This is a genomic window from Micromonospora sp. NPDC023966 (assembly GCF_040639095.1).
GTDB lineage: Bacteria > Actinomycetota > Actinomycetes > Mycobacteriales > Micromonosporaceae > Micromonospora.
In genome coordinates, this window is the sequence record NZ_JBEZZJ010000028.1 from 61,994 (window position 1) to 77,713 (window position 15,720).

Annotated in this window: 19 protein-coding genes and 1 tRNA gene; 11 read left to right on the forward strand and 9 right to left on the reverse strand. The window is 72.0% G+C overall.

Translation table 11 applies throughout. The features are described 5' to 3' along the window. Positions 1–31: 31 nt before the first annotated feature. The 3 genes from AB0F68_RS26950 to AB0F68_RS26960 all read left to right on the forward strand — a co-directional run bounded on the left by AB0F68_RS26950 (position 32) and on the right by AB0F68_RS26960 (position 2,188). A complete protein-coding gene (locus AB0F68_RS26950; RefSeq protein WP_357343181.1) occupies positions 32–517 on the forward strand; it encodes a MarR family winged helix-turn-helix transcriptional regulator in 486 nt (161 codons plus the stop codon). A 109-nt stretch (positions 518–626) separates the two neighbouring features. Beyond that, the gene (locus AB0F68_RS26955; RefSeq protein WP_357343183.1) at positions 627–1,034 is read left to right on the forward strand and encodes a YciI family protein; all 408 of its coding nucleotides are present in this window, start codon (positions 627–629) and stop codon (positions 1,032–1,034) included. An 8-nt stretch (positions 1,035–1,042) separates the two neighbouring features. Then, entirely contained in the window at positions 1,043–2,188 is a 1,146-nt protein-coding gene (locus AB0F68_RS26960; protein ID WP_357343220.1) for a DUF6596 domain-containing protein, read from the forward strand. Between the two features lie 63 nt (positions 2,189–2,251). Here the strand turns inward: AB0F68_RS26960 and AB0F68_RS26965 are convergent, their stop codons facing one another. Next, positions 2,252–3,265 (reverse strand): potassium channel family protein, encoded by a 1,014-nt coding sequence (locus tag AB0F68_RS26965; protein ID WP_357343185.1) that lies wholly within the window; start codon positions 3,263–3,265, stop codon positions 2,252–2,254. A gap of 163 nt (positions 3,266–3,428) precedes the next feature. On the opposite strand from AB0F68_RS26965, the gene AB0F68_RS26970 reads away from it, so the two are divergent. Both AB0F68_RS26970 and AB0F68_RS26975 read left to right on the forward strand, forming a co-directional pair. Then, positions 3,429–4,001 carry a helix-turn-helix transcriptional regulator gene (locus AB0F68_RS26970; protein ID WP_357343187.1) on the forward strand — a complete coding sequence of 191 codons (573 nt, stop codon included), beginning with the start codon at positions 3,429–3,431 and terminating at the stop codon, positions 3,999–4,001. Positions 4,002–4,138: 137 nt separating this feature from the next. Then, on the forward strand, positions 4,139–4,732 hold the full coding sequence (locus tag AB0F68_RS26975) for an ATP-dependent Clp protease proteolytic subunit (protein ID WP_357343189.1): 594 nt from the start codon (positions 4,139–4,141) through the stop codon (positions 4,730–4,732). A 65-nt stretch (positions 4,733–4,797) separates the two neighbouring features. On the opposite strand, the gene AB0F68_RS26980 is transcribed toward AB0F68_RS26975, so the two are convergent. The 3 genes from AB0F68_RS26980 to AB0F68_RS26990 all read right to left on the reverse strand — a co-directional run bounded on the left by AB0F68_RS26980 (position 4,798) and on the right by AB0F68_RS26990 (position 8,174). Further along, positions 4,798–5,676 carry a trypsin-like serine protease gene (locus AB0F68_RS26980; protein WP_357343191.1) on the reverse strand — a complete coding sequence of 293 codons (879 nt, stop codon included), beginning with the start codon at positions 5,674–5,676 and terminating at the stop codon, positions 4,798–4,800. 254 nt (positions 5,677–5,930) lie between these two features. Continuing rightward, positions 5,931–7,724 carry an adenylyl cyclase gene (locus tag AB0F68_RS26985; RefSeq protein ID WP_357343192.1) on the reverse strand — a complete coding sequence of 598 codons (1,794 nt, stop codon included), beginning with the start codon at positions 7,722–7,724 and terminating at the stop codon, positions 5,931–5,933. Positions 7,725–7,817: 93 nt separating this feature from the next. Then, the gene (locus AB0F68_RS26990) at positions 7,818–8,174 is read right to left on the reverse strand and encodes a helix-turn-helix domain-containing protein (RefSeq protein ID WP_357343194.1); all 357 of its coding nucleotides are present in this window, start codon (positions 8,172–8,174) and stop codon (positions 7,818–7,820) included. 122 nt (positions 8,175–8,296) lie between these two features. Between AB0F68_RS26990 and AB0F68_RS26995 the strand changes: the two genes are divergently transcribed. Then, positions 8,297–9,142, forward strand: coding sequence for an SDR family oxidoreductase (locus tag AB0F68_RS26995; protein WP_357343196.1), 846 nt, complete (start codon positions 8,297–8,299; stop codon positions 9,140–9,142). 43 nt (positions 9,143–9,185) lie between these two features. Here the strand turns inward: AB0F68_RS26995 and AB0F68_RS27000 are convergent, their stop codons facing one another. After that, the gene (locus AB0F68_RS27000) at positions 9,186–9,962 is read right to left on the reverse strand and encodes an HAD-IIB family hydrolase (RefSeq protein ID WP_357343198.1); all 777 of its coding nucleotides are present in this window, start codon (positions 9,960–9,962) and stop codon (positions 9,186–9,188) included. A gap of 221 nt (positions 9,963–10,183) precedes the next feature. Between AB0F68_RS27000 and AB0F68_RS27005 the strand changes: the two genes are divergently transcribed. Then, positions 10,184–10,921, forward strand: a complete 738-nt coding sequence (locus AB0F68_RS27005; protein ID WP_357343200.1) for a class I SAM-dependent methyltransferase — start codon at positions 10,184–10,186, stop codon at positions 10,919–10,921. On the opposite strand, the gene AB0F68_RS27010 is transcribed toward AB0F68_RS27005, so the two are convergent. Beyond that, positions 10,872–11,372, reverse strand: a complete 501-nt coding sequence (locus tag AB0F68_RS27010) for an SRPBCC family protein (protein ID WP_357343202.1) — start codon at positions 11,370–11,372, stop codon at positions 10,872–10,874. The two genes, AB0F68_RS27005 and AB0F68_RS27010, sit on opposite strands and share 50 nt — an antisense overlap. A 124-nt stretch (positions 11,373–11,496) precedes the next feature. On the opposite strand from AB0F68_RS27010, the gene AB0F68_RS27015 reads away from it, so the two are divergent. Next, a complete protein-coding gene (locus AB0F68_RS27015; RefSeq protein WP_357343204.1) occupies positions 11,497–11,868 on the forward strand; it encodes a hypothetical protein in 372 nt (123 codons plus the stop codon). 81 nt (positions 11,869–11,949) lie between these two features. On the opposite strand, the gene AB0F68_RS27020 is transcribed toward AB0F68_RS27015, so the two are convergent. Together AB0F68_RS27020 and AB0F68_RS27025 are read right to left on the reverse strand one after the other, a co-directional pair. Beyond that, the gene (locus tag AB0F68_RS27020; protein ID WP_357343206.1) at positions 11,950–12,249 is read right to left on the reverse strand and encodes a hypothetical protein; all 300 of its coding nucleotides are present in this window, start codon (positions 12,247–12,249) and stop codon (positions 11,950–11,952) included. A gap of 232 nt (positions 12,250–12,481) precedes the next feature. Then, positions 12,482–12,790 carry a hypothetical protein gene (locus tag AB0F68_RS27025; RefSeq protein ID WP_357343208.1) on the reverse strand — a complete coding sequence of 103 codons (309 nt, stop codon included), beginning with the start codon at positions 12,788–12,790 and terminating at the stop codon, positions 12,482–12,484. 204 nt (positions 12,791–12,994) lie between these two features. Here AB0F68_RS27025 and AB0F68_RS27030 point away from each other — a divergent pair, with 204 nt between their 5' ends. From AB0F68_RS27030 to AB0F68_RS27040, 3 genes are all read left to right on the forward strand, one after another. After that, a complete protein-coding gene (locus AB0F68_RS27030) occupies positions 12,995–13,324 on the forward strand; it encodes a YciI family protein (protein ID WP_357343210.1) in 330 nt (109 codons plus the stop codon). Continuing rightward, positions 13,324–14,544: a DUF6596 domain-containing protein gene (locus tag AB0F68_RS27035; protein WP_357343212.1), complete on the forward strand. Its 1,221-nt coding sequence runs from the start codon at positions 13,324–13,326 to the stop codon at positions 14,542–14,544. The genes AB0F68_RS27030 and AB0F68_RS27035 overlap by 1 nt, the downstream gene beginning before the upstream one ends. A gap of 183 nt (positions 14,545–14,727) precedes the next feature. Beyond that, positions 14,728–15,339 (forward strand): methyltransferase domain-containing protein, encoded by a 612-nt coding sequence (locus AB0F68_RS27040; protein ID WP_357343214.1) that lies wholly within the window; start codon positions 14,728–14,730, stop codon positions 15,337–15,339. 93 nt (positions 15,340–15,432) lie between these two features. Here AB0F68_RS27040 and AB0F68_RS27045 read toward each other — a convergent pair. Next, a tRNA-Arg gene (locus AB0F68_RS27045) sits at positions 15,433–15,508 on the reverse strand. Between the last annotated feature and the right edge of the window lie 212 nt (positions 15,509–15,720).

Below are 15,720 nucleotides of genomic sequence, written 5' to 3' on the forward strand. Positions count from 1 at the left end.
TATGTTCCGTGCCCTGCGTAAACTGGGTCACATGCCAGCCCTACCGGTCGAGGAGTCGGAGCAGCACCGCTCCGGGCCGCTGCTCGACCACCTGGCCCGGCGGATGCGGCTGCGGTCCGAGTCGGTGCTGGCGCCCCTCGGCCTGCGCCCCCGGCACCTCGTCGCGCTCACCGTGCTGCGCGACTCGGACGGCATCAGCCAGCAGGGGCTGGCCAGCACGCTGCAGATCGACGGCACGAACGTGGTCGGGCTGCTCAACGACCTGGAGGCGGAGGGCCTGGTCGAGCGGCGACGGTCACCCGAGGACCGGCGCCGTCACGTGGTCAGCCTCACCGCGGCGGGCGCGAAGCGGCTCCGCGAGGCGGAGTGCGCCCTGGCCGTGGCCGAGGACGAGGTGCTCGGCGCGTTGGGGCCGGGCGAGCGCGACACGCTCTACGAACTGCTCCGCCGGGCGACCAGCGGTCGCCCCATGAGCTGCGTCGAGGCCTCCGGGGACGAGCCGGACCCCATCTGCTGACCGCCGGGCCGGAAAAAAATCCGGCGGCGATGTCGAGAACCCGTGGCCGGCTCCGTCCCCGGGGTGAACGTGACCAGAACGGGTCGCGTCAGCACCGAGGAGAAACACGATGGCCAAGTACCTGCTGCTGAAGCACTACCGCGGCGCTCCGGCCGCGGTCAACGACGTGCCCATGGACCGGTGGACGCCGGAAGAGATCTCGGCGCATGTCCAGTACATGAACGACTTCGCGGCCCGGCTGGAGACCACCGGCGAGTTCGTCGACGGTCAGGCCCTCGCCCCCGAGGGGACGTTCGTCCGGTACGACGGCGAGGGGCGCCCGCCGGTCACCGACGGCCCGTTCGCGGAGACGAAGGACCTCATCGCCGGCTGGATGGTGATCGACGTCGACAGCTACGAGCGCGCCATCGAGCTGGCCGGGGAGCTGTCGGCCGCCCCCGGGGCGGGCGGGAAGCCGATCCATGAGTGGCTCGAGGTGCGCCCGTTCCTGACCGAGCCGCCCACCATCACGGAGTGACCACTCCGGTGAACGAGGTCCTGCTCCGGAGCCTCACGCCGAGCGTGCTCGGGGTCCTCGTCCGTCGCGGAGCCGACTTCGCGACGGCCGAGGACGCCGTGCAGGACGCGCTGGTCGAGGCGATCCGGGTCTGGCCGGCCGACCCGCCGCGGGACCCGAAGGGCTGGCTGGTCACCGTGGCCTGGCGCCGGTTCCTCGACGCGGCCCGCGCCGACGCCGCCCGCCGCCGGCGTGAGGACCTCGTCGACGAAGAGCCGTCGCCCGGGCCCGTGCCCGCGGTGGACGACACGCTCCAGCTCTACTTCCTGTGCGCCCACCCGTCGCTGACACCGTCGTCCGCGGTCGCGCTCACGCTGCGCGCCGTCGGCGGGCTGACCACCCGCCAGATCGCCCAGGCCTACCTGGTGCCCGAGGCGACCATGGCGCAGCGCATCAGCCGGGCCAAGCGCACCGTCTCCGGCGTGCGGTTCGACCAGCCCGGCGACGTGGCCACCGTGCTGCGCGTCCTCTACCTGGTCTTCAACGAGGGCTACTCCGGCGACGTCGACCTCGCCGCCGAGGCCATCCGGCTCACCCGGCAGCTGGCGGCCGCGATCGACCACCCCGAGGTGGCGGGGCTGCTCGCCCTCATGCTGCTCCACCACGCCCGGCGCGCCACCCGGACCGCACCCGACGGCAGCCTGGTTCCGCTGGCCGAGCAGGACCGCCGTCGGTGGGACACCACCTCGATCGCCGAGGGCGTCGAGATCCTCCAGGCGGTCCTCGCCCGGGACCGGCTGGGTGAGTTCCAGGCCCAGGCCGCCATCGCGGCACTCCACGCCGACGCGCCCACCGCCGGGGAGACCGACTGGGTGCAGATCGTCGAGTGGTACGACGAACTCGCGCGCCTGACCGACAGCCCGGTCGTCCGGCTCAACCGCGCGGTGGCCGTCGGCGAGGCCGACGGACCGCGCGCCGGGCTGGCGGCGCTCGCCGCGCTGGACGATTCACTGCCCCGTTACGCGGCGGTGGCGGCGTACCTGCACGAACGCGACGGCGACCTGGCGACGGCGGCACGGCTGTACGTCGAGGCGGCACGGAAGGCCCCCAACCTCGCCGAGCGCGACCACCTGACGCGCCAGGCGGCCCGGCTCAACGCCCGCCGGTCGCGCTGACGGGTCGCGCTCCGCTCTCCCCGCAGCATCTCGCGCGGCTCATCGGGCAAGAGCCGGGAAAGGTCAGACCGTCGCCGCGGACTGGGGACGGTCGTCCCGGACGTGGACCAGCATGTCGCCGGTCTCGATCACCGCGCCGGCCTTGTCGTTCAGCGCCACCACCTTGCCCCGGCGGACCAGGGCGATGACCAGCGCCTCCAACTCCCGGGGCGACCGGCCCACCTCGCTGCGCTCGGCGGAGCGCATGGCCAGCGCCATGCCCTGGCCGGGGGTGAGCAGGTCCTCGACCACGTCGATCAGCGGCGGGGCGGAGGTGGAGAGGCCGAGCAGCCGGCCGGCCGTCGCCGAGGAGACGATCACGTGGTGCGCCCCGCTCTGCTTGAGCAGCGGCGCGTTCTCCGCCTCCCGGACCGCCGCGATGATCCGTACCTGGCCGGCGGTGAGCTGCCGGACGGTCAGCGCCACCAGCACCGACGCGTCGTCGCTGTCGGTCGCGATGATGACCGCCTTGGCGGTGCGGACGTGCGCCTCCTCCAGCACCGAGGAGCGGGTCGCCGAGCCCTCGATGGCGACCAGCCCGGCCGAGGTGGCCTGCCGCAGCGCGGCGCCGGTCCGCTCGACCACCACGATCTTGGCCTTGTCCAGACCGTTCTCCAGCAGCGCGGAGACGGCGCTGCGGCCCTTCGTGCCGTAGCCGCAGATGATGACGTGGTCCTTCACGATTCTCCTCCACCGCGCCAGGCGACGGCCCGTCCGGTACTGCTCGGTCAGGACTTCCAGGGTGGTGCCGACCAGGATGATCAGGAAGAGCACCCGGGCCGGCGTGACGAACAGGACGTTGACCAGGCGCGCCGAGGAGGCGGCCGGCGTGATGTCGCCGTAGCCTGTGGTGGAGAGCGAGACCACCGCGTAGTAGAAGCAGTCGAGGAGGGTGAGGCCGTCCTCGTTGACGTCGCGGTAGCCGTCGCGGTCGATCCAGACCGCCGTCACCACGGCGAGCACCAGGCCCAGGGCGGCGAGCAGGCGCAGACTCAGCGCGCTCAGCGGCCCCCGCCGTTGCGCGGGAAAATGGATCACCGTCGGCCCTGCTCCGCCACCGTCGCCTGCACGCCCACAACATAGCGGGTACGTCCGGTTCCGGCCTGCCGGGGCGAGGTGCGGGCCGAGCCGGGCCGGTCTCCGTCGCCGGGAGGGGGCATGATGGGGACGTCCGGGAGACGACGACCGCGAGGAGGCCCGCATGTCGTTGCTGCGACGGGTGATCGGTGGGGTGCTCCGCCGGGTCCGCCTGCGTCAGGGCCGCACCCTGCGCGAGGTGGCGCTGGCGGCCGGCGTCTCCCTGCCCTACCTCTCCGAGGTGGAACGCGGCCGCAAGGAGGCCTCCTCCGAGGTACTGGCGGCGGTCTGCCGGGCCCTCGGGATCCACCTCTCCGACCTGCTCGAGGAGGCCCGCGACGAGCTGCGCCGGGTCGAGCGGCGGGCACCGGTCTCTTCCGGGGTGACGCTGGCCCGGCTGGACCGGGTGCCGGCCACCCGGACCGGGCCGCAACTGCGGGTCGGCGGGCCGCGGCTGCACGCCACCCGACGGCCGGTCGCCCCGACCCCGCTGCTCGGCGGGGCGCTGCGGCTGCCGGGCACCGCGCCCGCGCCGATCGGCCCGGACCTCGGGTACGCCTCCCCGACCGCGTTCGGCACCGGCACCCGGATCTGGCTGATCCCCTCCGCGCCGGCCGCCCGCCACCGTCCGCGTACCTCGGTGACGCTGGCCCGGCGACGGGCCCGGGCCGGCCGGCGGCGACTGGCCGCCGCCTAGGCCCGGCCGGTTCTGCCCAGGGCGGATCTGCCCCGGGCAGAAACCCTGGGCTGCGGGACGCCGCCCGCCGGAGGCTGGAGACCGCCGGTTGCCGGGCGGCCCCTCGCCCACCGGCGCCCACGGAGGGTGGTCAGGTCATGGGATACGGCATCTGGATGCTGGACGAGGGACAGCCGACCCTCGGCGACCGGGTCTTCGAGCGGCTGCTCAAGGAGCGCATCATCTTCCTCGGCACCGAGGTCACCGACGCCTCGGCCAACCAGATCTGCGCGCAGATCCTGCTGCTGGCCGCCGAGGACCCGGAGCGGGACATCTTCCTCTACATCAACTCGCCCGGCGGCTCGGTGAGCGCCGGCATGGCCGTCTACGACACCATGCGGTACGTCAAGAACGACGTGGCGACGCTGGCCCTCGGGATGGCCGGCTCGATGGGGCAGTTCCTGCTCTGCGCCGGCGCGGCCGGGAAGCGGTTCGCGCTGCCGCACTCGCGGGTGATGATGCACCAGCCGTCCGGCGGGATGGGCGGCACGGCCGCCGACATCACCATCCAGGCGGAGAACATGCTGCACGTGAAGCGGACCATGCAGGAGCTGATCGCCCGGCACAGCGGGCACACCCTGGACGAGATCCAGCGCGACTGGGACCGGGACCGCTGGTTCACCGCCGAGCAGGCCCGCGACTACGGCCTGATCGACCAGGTGGTCACCCGCGCCGAGCAGCTTCCCGCCTGAGCGGGACGGCCGACAACGGGGGCGGCCGGCGGGGTGCTCCCGCCGGCCGCCGGTCGTGCGTCGGGTCAGGGCAGGTCGACGAACTCGTCGAGGAAGTCCCGCGCGGTCGGGGCGTCCAGCCGGTACGACACGTTGGTCGCGTAGCAGGGGCCGTCGCCGGTGATGGTGGTGGCGGCGAGCACCCGCTCGCCGTCGAGGGTGACGAAGTTCGGGCCGCCGGAGTCGCCGTAGCAGGCGCCGCCGTAGTCCCGGCTCTCGTTCATCGCAAGCCGCACCCAGGTCTTGTTCAAGGCGTCGAAGCCGACCTCGGCCTTGTTGCGGACGCCGCCACCGGGGTGGGTCTGCCCGCCCGGCCCGTTCTGGGCCTCCTGGGTGCCGTAACCGGCGACCACCCAGGTCGCGGCGTCCAGCGCCCGGGAGCCCAGCGCGTCGAGCTGACCGGCGGCGGGCAGCGTCGCCGGGGTGAACGGCCACCGCTTCGCCAGCTCGGCCGCCTGGCCGTCGGAGAACTCGATGACCGCGATGTCGTGCGCGTCGGCGGAGTTGCCGGGGTAGCCCGGGTTGGTGTGCTCGGTGCCCTCGACCCCGACCTTGGCGGCAGTCTGCGCCGGGGTCAGTCCCTCGGCCTTGGCCGCGTCGAGCGCGCCCTGCACGTCCTGGGCCAGCGAGACGTAGAAGCGCACGCCGGGCGACCAGTCGGTCGTGCAGTGCGCGGCGGTGAGGAAGGTGTTCCGGTCGACCATCGTGCCGGAGCAGTACCAGTCGATGGTCTCCGAGACACCGTCGCCGTCGCGGTCCCAGAGGGCCAGCATGGCGCCGACCTCGGTGCGCTCCGGCGCGGGCTGGGCGTTGTAGGTGTTGATGGCCGACGCGGGTGCGGCGCCGGCCAGGACCGCCGCGACCGTCGCGGTGGTCAGGGAGGCGAAGAGTGCGGAACGACGCAAAGAGTCCTCCGGTGCAGGATCTGGTGGCGGGACGGCGACGGCGGCCGGCGTCGGACGCGCCCCCTCGATCGCGTCCGTCACCCCCCTCACGGGTGGCCGCGATGTCGCCGGTCCTCGATGTACGCGAGCCTATGACCAGGGTTCCCGCCACGCACGCGGTGACGGGTGCAGCGTGTTCCGGCGAATTCTTGTTACATCACCGGGACCACCCCGGCCGGTCGCGGGCGCGGCCGGCCGGGGTCCCGATCGGCGGATCAGGGGTAGCTGACCACCGGGCTGGTGCCGTACGAGCCGACCACCGGGGTGCCGGCCTCGTTGACGGTGCGCTCGATGCCGCCGCTGCCGTCCAGGAAGACGGTGATCGCGTCGTGGAACCGCACGCCGGCCCGGCGCGGCGCCTCGATGGCCCGGTCGCAGCGGATGTCGACCTTCTGGTTGAAGTACGAGTAGACGCCCAGCCCCCACGCCTCGTGCTCGCGCACTTGGTCGGCGACCTTGTAGGAGGCCCAGCCGTTGCCGGTCGGGCTGCGCCAGGCCGCCTGGCTCGGCGGGTCGTAGGGCAGCTCGCTCTGGTAGAAGACGGTCCGGCCGCGCTCGCCGTTCCAGATGGTCTGCCAACGCTGGTAGTGCTCGACGAAGAGCCCGTACGCGGTCACGTCGTCGCCGTTGACCACCACTCCGGTGGCGGCGGTGTTGACGGTCCAGCCGATGGTGCCCGGCTTGCCGTGGTCGCCGCGCCAGGCCCAGATGTTGTCGATCAGGGTGTGCCGGCTGTTCACCACCAGGCTGGTCACCGCCCGGCCCGCGTACGGGCCGCCGATGCGGAAGAAGACGTCCTGGAGTGAGATCGGGTTGCTGTCGTGCGACCGGTGGCTGTTCCGCTTGCCGACCTCGACGAGCACCTCCGACTCGACCGGCCCGGCGTCGACCAGCACCCCGGCGATCCGGACGCCGTCCACGTCCTCGATCCGCAGGGCGGCGTCGCCGGTGGTCGGGGCGAGGCTGGGCATGCCGAGGCCGAGCACGACGGTGTCCGGGTGCTTGACCCGCAGCGCCCGCTCCAGGTGGTAGACACCCGGGGTGAGCAGCAGGTGCCGGCCGCGGGAGAGTTCCTGGTTGATCCGCTTGGCCGAGTCGGTGGGCTTGGCGATGAAGAAGTCGGACAGCGGCAGCGAGGGCACCGGCGCGGCGCCGGCGCCCCAGGTGGTGCCGGCGGTGTCGCGCCGCAGCCGGGGCACGGCCACCCGCCAGCCGCCCGCGCCGTCCACGAAGAGGTAGGGCTTCTCCCGGGTCACCGGGCTGGTCGGCAGGGTGGTGTACGGCGGGTTCGGGAAACCCTGCGCGGGCGCGCCGACGACGCCGGAGAAGACCTGGTTCCAGACCCCGTTGGTCCAGTCCCCGCCGAGTTCGCTGTCCCGGGTCAGCCACTGCTGCTGCGAGCCGTTGATGGTGATGCCGTCCACCTTGGAGTCGGCGATGTAGCCGCCGCTGGAGTAGCCGCCGTTGCCGGGCTCCAGCCAGAGGATGCCCTTGATGTGCACCCGGCGCATCGGCGACGCCTGGGAGACCGCCCACTGGTTCGACCAGTCGGTGGGGCTGACGGCGAGGTTCTCCACCGAACGCCAGAAGTTGGTCAGCGCGGAGATGCCGGCCTGCGAGTTCGGGTCGGGCTGGCCGATCACCCGCACCGCGCCGTGGATCTCCACGTCGTCGGGGTGCGCGCCGAGGCCGGCCACCGTCGTGTAGTAGCCGAGCCGGGCGTTCACCTCGTACCGGCCGGGCTTGAACAGCACGGCGTACCGGTCGAAGCCCATCTCGTTGTGCTCCTGGGCGGCGAAGATCCGGTCCAGGTTGGACTGGATCTCCTCCACCGGGGTGGCCTGGTCGTACACGAAGACGTTGGGGCCGAAGTCGGGCTCGGCGCCGGCGTCCTCGCCGGCCGGGGACGCGGCGGCGGGCACGGCCGGGAGCCCGAGGGCGGTGACCGACGCCGCCGAGGCGGCGGTGAGGGCGAGGAAGCGGCGGCGGGAGGGGTCGAGTGGTCTCATCTGCCTGCCTGTTCGGTGATGGGTATGGAGAGCGCTCTCTGGGCGTTCCTACCGCATCGACACCGATCCCGCCAGCCTTGACCGGTTCCGGAACTAGCCCCGCGCGTCGTAGCGGGCGCGGGCGGCCTCCACCTCGACGAGGTGGCTGGTGGCCCAGGCCTCCAGGCCGGCGACCAGGTCCAGCAGGCTGCGGCCGAGTTCGGTGAGCGCGTAGTCCACCCGGGGCGGCACGCTGGCGTGCACGGTGCGCGTGACGATGCCGTCCCGCTCCAGGCCGCGCAGGGTCTGGGTGAGCATCTTCTGGCTGATCCCGTCGATCCGCTCGGCCAGCTCGCCGTAGCGCGTGTCGCCGTCGGCCAGGGTCAGCACCACCAGCACGCTCCAGCGGTCGCCGATCCGGTCGAGGACCTTCCGGCTGCCGCAGTTCCGGTTGAACGGATCCGCCTGCACGTTGCCACTCTCCTTCAGTGCGTACCGAACTTGAAGGTGCCTACTCTCCAACGGGAAGTAACAGGAAGTTGTTCCCGTTGGCGTGGGAAGACAGTCGATGTCGCAACCAACAGGGAGTGCTCATGTCCATCGTCGTCACCGGCGCCACCGGCCACCTCGGCCGCCTGATCGTCGAAGAGCTGCTCGACCGGGGCGTGCCCGCCGACCAGATCGTGGCGCTCGGCCGGGACGTCGACCGGCTCGCCGGCCTCGCCGCGCGGGGCGTGGTCACCCAGCGGGCCGACTACGACGACCCCGGGTCGCTCCAGGCGGCCTTCGCGGGCGCCGAGAAGCTGATGTTCGTCTCCGGCAGCGAGGTCGGCAAGCGGCTGGTGCAGCACGGCAACGTGGTCACCGCCGCCAAGGAGGCCGGCGTCGGGCTGGTCGTCTACACCAGCATCGCCAACGCGGACACCTCGAGCCTGGTGCTCGCCGCCGAGCACAAGGCGACCGAGCAGCTGATCAAGGACTCCGGGCTGCCGTACGTCTTCCTGCGCAACAGCTGGTACCTGGAGAACTACACCGGCCAGCTCCCCACGTACCTCCAGCACGGCGTGGCGGGCGCGGCGGGTGACGGGCGGGTCAGCGCCGCCACCCGCGCGGACTACGCCGCGGCCGCCGCCGCGGTGCTCACCGCCGCCGACCGGACCAGGACGGTGTACGAGCTGGGCGGCTCGCCGTTCACCCTGACCGAACTGGCCGCCGAGATCTCCCGGCAGACCGGCGCCACGGTCAGCTACCTCGACCTGCCCGTGGACAAGTACACCGAGCTGCTGGTCGCGGCCGGCCTGCCCGAGGGGTACGCGGCCGTGCTCGCCGACGGCGACCGGGGCCTCGCTCAGGGCGAGCTGGAGGTCGGCGACGACCTGGCCAGGCTGCTCGGCCGCACTCCGACGACGCTCGCCGAGGCGATCCGCGCCGCCCTCTGAGGCCCACCCCTGGCCGCCGCCCCTCGCTCCGGGGCGGCGGCGGTCAGGCCGGCTCGGCCCGCAGCTTCACCAGGTCGTCGACGAGGGCCTCCACATAGTCGGCCGTCTCCTCCCAGCGGGTGACGGCGACGCAGCGGATGCCCATGTCCTTCACCGGGTAGTCGTTGCCGCCCACGTCGAGCCGGTCACCGACGAAGAGCACGTTGTCGATCTTCAGGTCCAGGCACTCCAGCAGCTTCCGCATGCCGTACGCCTTGTCCACGCCCTTGCGGGTGACGTCGATCGAGGTCGAGCCGCCGCTGCGGACCTCCAGGTCGGGCAGCTTCGCGGCGACCGCCTCGCGGAGCCGCTTCTTCTTGCTGCCGTCCGGGTCCCAGCCGTACTTCTCGGCCGGCGGGGCGGACTGGCCCAGCGCCGAGAAGGTGATCTGGCTGCCCCGGTCCTCGATGATGTCGCCCCAGGTCTTCGACTCCCAGAGGTCGAGCGCCTGCGCCGACTCGGTGAGCGCGGCGACGACCCGGGCCTTGTCGGCCTCGCTCAGGTCCTCGGCGTAGACCAGCCGCCAGTCGCCGTCCATCCAGCGGTAGTAGCGGGTGCCGCAGGTCGGCATCAGGTGCAGCCGCCGGCACTGCTCCTCGGTCAGGTCGAGGTGCGCCAGCACCTGCGCCTGGAACTGCTCGAACCGGCCACCGGAGATGATCAGCACATCCACCTCGGTAAGCAGGTGGCCGAGGAGTTCCGCCATCCGACGATCGATCTGGGACTTGGAAACCGCCAGGGTGTCGTCCAGGTCGAACGCCACCACTCGAAGATCGTTCACGAAGTACCACCATGTCGTCGCGGGCAGGCCAGGACTAGCAGGGTACCGACGGTGACCATCCTGCACCCGCGAGCCCCGATCGTCACGCCACGCAGCACTCCGATCGCAGGCTATCGCCTTCTTTCACCGCCGGCCTTCCGGAACGCGCATGAGGCTCACGGGTCGCGGAACCCGGACGGAAACCGGTGGACAGCGCCGGCATCGACGACGATCGTGGCGCCATGCGCCAGGAGGAGATCTGGGACGCCGAGACGGCCCAACGCTACGACACACCGGGCACGGAGATGTTCGCGCCGGAGGTCCTCGGGCCCACCGTGGACCGCCTCGCCGCGCTCGCCGGCGCCGGACGCGCCCTCGAGTTCGCCGTCGGCACCGGCCGGGTGGCCATCCCGCTCGCCGAACGCGGCGTGCCGGTCACCGGGATCGAGCTGTCCGTACCAATGGTCGAGCAGCTCCGGACGAAGGCCGACGAGGCGACGATCCCGGTGGTGGTCGGAGACATGGCGAACGCCACCGCACCCGGCGAATACACCCTCGTCTACCTGGTCTACAACACCATCTCCAACCTGCTCGACCAGGCGGAGCAGGTCGCCTGCTTCCGCAACGCGGCCCGGCACCTCGGGCCAGGCGGACGGTTCGTGATCGAGCTGTGGGTGCCCGAGCTGCGCAAGCTGACGCCGGGCGACCGGGCGACGGTGTGGCGTGCCGATCCCGGCTACATCGGCCTGGACACCTACGACGTGTTGCGCCAGCAGGTCGTGTCCCACCACTTCCACTTCGGCGAGAGCCAGGAGGCCCGGGTGTTCCGCAGCCCGCACCGCTACATCTGGCCGGCCGAGCTGGACCTGATGGGTCAGCTGGCCGGATTCGAGCTGGAGGCCAGGCACGCGGACTGGTCCGGGGCGGAGTTCACGGCGGAGTCCCGTTCCCACGTCTCGGTGTACCGCCTGCCCGGCTGACCAGCGACTCGGCCAGGAAGGCGTTGCGGCGGCTGATCAGCCGGCGCAGGTAGGGCCGCAGGATGACGCCGGCGACCAGGGCGCCGACCGGTCCCACCGGAGCGTCGAACTCGATGACGTCGCGCATGATCGTGGCCGACGGGTCGGCGGGGTCCGGCGCGAAGAGATGCTCGTGCCGCCAGCGGGCGAACGGCCCGCTGGTCTGCTGGTCCACGAAACGGTGCGGCCGTTCGTGGTCGGTGATCCGGACGGTCATGCGCCACGGCAGGCCGAAGTGCCGCGCCCGCCAGGTGACGACATCGCCGGCCGCGAGGTGGCCGGTCGTGGCACCGCCGGTCGCGCGTTCGCCGCTGCTGCCCATCGAGGCGGTGTGCAGGTCGACGTCCAGGCAGGCGTCGAAGACGGCCTGCGGGGCGGCACTGACGCTCGTGGTCAGGTCGATGCGCGGCACGCGGGTCACCCTAGGCCAGGCACAGCCGGGGCCGTGCGCGGCTTGACCTGGAGTGCGAAGGTGTTGACGTGTCATCCCCGGGAGAGAGCGGATGAAAAGGCCTGCCAGGTCGCTGTCGACCCTGTTGATCGGCCTCGGTGTCGGTGCGGTGGCGGGTGCCGGTTGCGGCGCGGCCGCCACCTGGCCCGGCGTCGGGCTCGGCGTGCTGGGCGCCGGGCTGGCCCTGTTCGGGTCACGGTCGGCGACGAGCGAAGAGGCAGCGGTCGCGCCCTCGGAAAAGGGCCCGGCGCTCGCGCAGCTGGGTACACGGGTCGAACAGATCCTTCGCCTCGCCGAGGAGCAGGCCGAGAACCACCGCGCGGAGGCCGCGCGCGACGCGGAGCGGACGCTGTCGGAGGCGCGGTCGGCGGCTCAACTCATCGTGGACACGGCACGAGCCGAGGCGGCCGGGTTGACCGAGATGCGGAGGCCCGACCTGGACCGGCGGTCTCCCTGATCTCCTCCCCGGATCACCGTTGGTTGCGGCCCAAGCACGTGGTCCACCCGGTCCAGGGACCTGACGGGGAACTGCCCCGGGTCAGAGGCAGGTGGGCCGGAGGTCCCGCGGGGTGTAGATGATCTGCACGTGGTAGGTCCCCTCGGCCGTGCTGAGTACCTGAAGTCTCCACGTGCAGTTGGTTCCATCCGGCTTCGAGGCGTCGTAGACATGGCCGCCCTGGCCGAGCGCGTGCCAGCCGCTGGAACGGGCAAGCTTTGCGTAGAAGCGGGATACCTCGTCGGCGGCACCGGCGCCGGTGACCTCGCCGTCGAGCATTCCGAGATCAGGAGGCTTGGAATCCTCCCAACCGCAGCTGACGGTCTCCTTGGCCGTCGCCAAGGTTGCACCGGACGGCGCCTGGCTCAACACCGGCTCTTGGCGCAGAGCGGCGACCGTCTTCGGATCCGGGTGGCAATCGCGGGCGGAGCTGTCCCCCGCTATGGCGTCGCCCAACCGACCACAGCCCCCAACGCCCATGCACAATGCGGTTGCCACCGCCGCGCACGTGACAACGCCGACCCGATTCACCGCACACCCCGCACTTCTCGATCTTCGCCTGGCGCGCACAGGTTCACAGCTTCCTGAAGTTCGGCCCCGGATCGTCGCCGGAGATGGACACGAAGCCGTCGGTCCACTCGTCCTGGTCGACGGTGTGGCGAGCGATGTAGAAGCAGTCCGGCTCGTCCCGGAAACCAGGCAGGCTCGTGGCTCGCTGCATCCGCGCCTTCGCTTGCGCCTCCGACGAGTACACCCCCAGCATCTTGAGGTCGTCACCGTCCGCCTCGTCCCACACCAGCTCGCCGGCCTCGTCGCGATGCTCTGTCGGCCGCCCATCGAGCCAGCGAGCGTGGCGAACATGCCAGAGCAGGAAGACCTCCATGCGCTCGGACGCTACTCGTTGCAAGCTGCCTCAACGGTGGCCGCCGGACGGGATCGAGCCGTCAACCTATGCACCAGGAGATCGCCGGCGTACGAAAATCGTCGAAGAAGTCTCAGCGGAGCGTGTCGGATCGAGGCAGCGGCGTTCGTAGCAGCGGTGAGAGGCGGCCCGAGGGGCGCCAACCGACGACAGGAGATGATCCCGATGGCGCAGTACCTGATGTCCGTGCTCAACGACACGGACGACCTCGCCACTGCGGAGGAGATGGCCGCGATCGACGCCTTCAACGAACAGCTCCAGGCCGAGGGCCACTGGGTCTTCGCCGGCGGCCTCGCGTCACCCAGCACGGCCACCGTCGTCGACGGCCGGGACGGGGAGCCGGTGTTCACCGACGGGCCCTACGTGGAGTCGAAGGAGCACATCGTCGGCTTCTGGATCATCGAGGCCCCCCACCTCGACGTGGCGCTCCGGCTCGCCGCCCTCGGGTCGAAGCACTGCAACCGGAGGGTCGAACTCCGGCCGTTCCTGGGTTGATGACCGACGTCGGCGAGGTGATCACCCGGGTCCACCGCGAGGAGTGGGCCCGGGTGGTCGCGACCCTGGCCAGGCGCCTCGGGGACCTCGACATCGCCGAGGAGATGGCCGCCGACGCGTTCGCGACCGCCGTCGAGCGCTGGCCGGTCGACGGCGTCCCTCCGAGTCCCGGCGCGTGGCTCACCACCACCGCCCACCGCAAGGCCATCGACCGCATCCGGCGCGAGGCCAGGCGCGAGGAAAAGCAGAGGGAGGCGCTGATGCTGGCCGACACCCCCGAGCCGCTCGGCGCCATCGACGACGACCGGCTCCGTCTCATCTTCACCTGCTGCCACCCCGCTCTCGCCATGGAGGCGCGGGTTGCGCTGACCCTGCGGATGGTCGGCGGGCTCACCGTGCCCGAGATCGCCCGGGCGTTCCTGGTCCAGGAGGCCGCCATGGGCCGGCGGATCACCCGCGCGAAGGTGAAGATCAAGGCGGCGAAGATCCCCTACGGCGTGCCGTTCCGTGAGGACCTCCCGGCCCGGGTCACCGGGGTGCTCGCCGTCCTCTACCTGATCTTCAACGAGGGCTACCTGGCCTCGAACCCCGAGAAGGAGGCGGTCCGCAGCGACCTGACGGCCGAGGCGATCCGGCTGGCCCGGCTGGTCCGTGCCCTGATGCCGGCCGACGGCGAGGTCGCCGGGCTCCTTGCGCTGATGCTCCTGACGGAGGCGCGCCGGGCCGCGCGGGTGTCGCTGAGCGGTGAGCTCGTCGCCCTCAACGAGCAGGACCGCGGCGCCTGGGACCGCAAGCTGATCGCCGAGGGCCACGCCCTGGTCCGTGCGCGCCTCGCCTCCGGTCAGGCGCCGGGGCGGTACCAGATCCTCGCCGCGATCAACGCCGTCCACACCGACGCCCGCGACGTCCGCGACACCGCCTGGTCGCAGGTCGTCGCGCTCTACGACCAACTGGTCCGCCTCGACCCCTCGCCGATCGTACGGCTCAACCGGGCGATCGCGGTCGCCGAGCTCGACGGCCCGCAGGTCGCGCTGGCGGAGGTGGACGGTCTGCCGCTGGAGGGCTACCACGCCTTCCACGCCACCCGTGCCGATCTGCTGCGCAGGCTGGGCCGGAGCGACGAGTCGCGGGCGGCGTACGACCGGGCCATCGGGCTGGCCGGCAACACCGCCGAGACAGCGTACCTCATCCGTCGCCGCGACCAGCTGGCCGGCCGGTGAGCCGCACCATCCCGAGGCCTTCGTCGTCTCCTATCGTGATGGCCGCTGTTGCCCTTGGTCATCCGTCTGATCGGGCAGGTACCGGGCACGCACGGAGGCTAGGGTGGGCGCCCAACACGGTGAGGCCCTTCGCGCCGGCTCGAAGCCACGGGTCCAGGGCTTCCCGGAGGCGAGGAGGCGTCCGTGCACGACAATGATCCGGCCGGCTGGTTCGAGCGGCTCTACGCCGACGCCGAGCGGGGTGAGGCGGTCGTCCCGTGGGACCTCGACCGGGCGCATTCCCTGCTCAGCGAGTGGACCGACCGGACCCGGCCGGACGGATCCGGTCGGCGTGCCTTGGTCGTCGGGTGCGGCTTCGGCCGCGACGCCGAACATCTGGCCCGCCTCGGCTTCGCCACCGTCGCCTTCGACATCTCTCCCACGGCGGTACGGGCGGCCCGCCGCCGCCACCCGGACTCCCCGGTCCGGTACGAGACCGCCGACCTGTTCGACCCGCCGCACGACTGGCTGGGCGGGTTCGATTTCGTGCTGGAGAGCATGAACGTGCAGGCACTGCCGGCCGACCTGCGGCAACGGGCGATCCCGACGGTCGGCCGGCTGGTCGCGCCGGACGGGACGCTGCTGGTGATCGCGGCCGGCCGGCGGGACGACGAGGTCGTCGAGGGCCCGCCCTGGCCGCTGACCCGGACCGAGGTCGACGCCTTCGCGGCCGGCCCGCTGACCCCGGCCCGGGTCGAGGAGATCGTCGTCCCCGACGGCGGGATCCGCTGGCGCGCGGAGTTCCGCCGCGCCTGAGGTTGGTCTTGACAGTCGCTCGCCGGCTCGGGCACACAGCACGCGCGGCAGCCCCGGAAGACGGAACAACGATCAGTGATCAAGGTGGTGATCTGGTGCCCCCGGCAGGATTCGAACCTGCGACACACGGTTTAGGAAACCGATGCTCTATCCCCTGAGCTACGAGGGCGCGACGCCCCAGGGTACCTGCCGGCGGTTAGCCACGAGTGCTCAGGACTGCCCAGCCGCGCCTACCGCCGCGACGCCGCCTGGCCGACAGGCCAGGCGGCGTGCCTCGCGAACGTTCGTGGTCACGGCACTAGTGTGCTGCGCCAGAAGTTCGCCTCATAAGTGGGTGTAGGGTGGTGGGATGCCGAGGACCGGGCGTCCCACCCCGCCGCT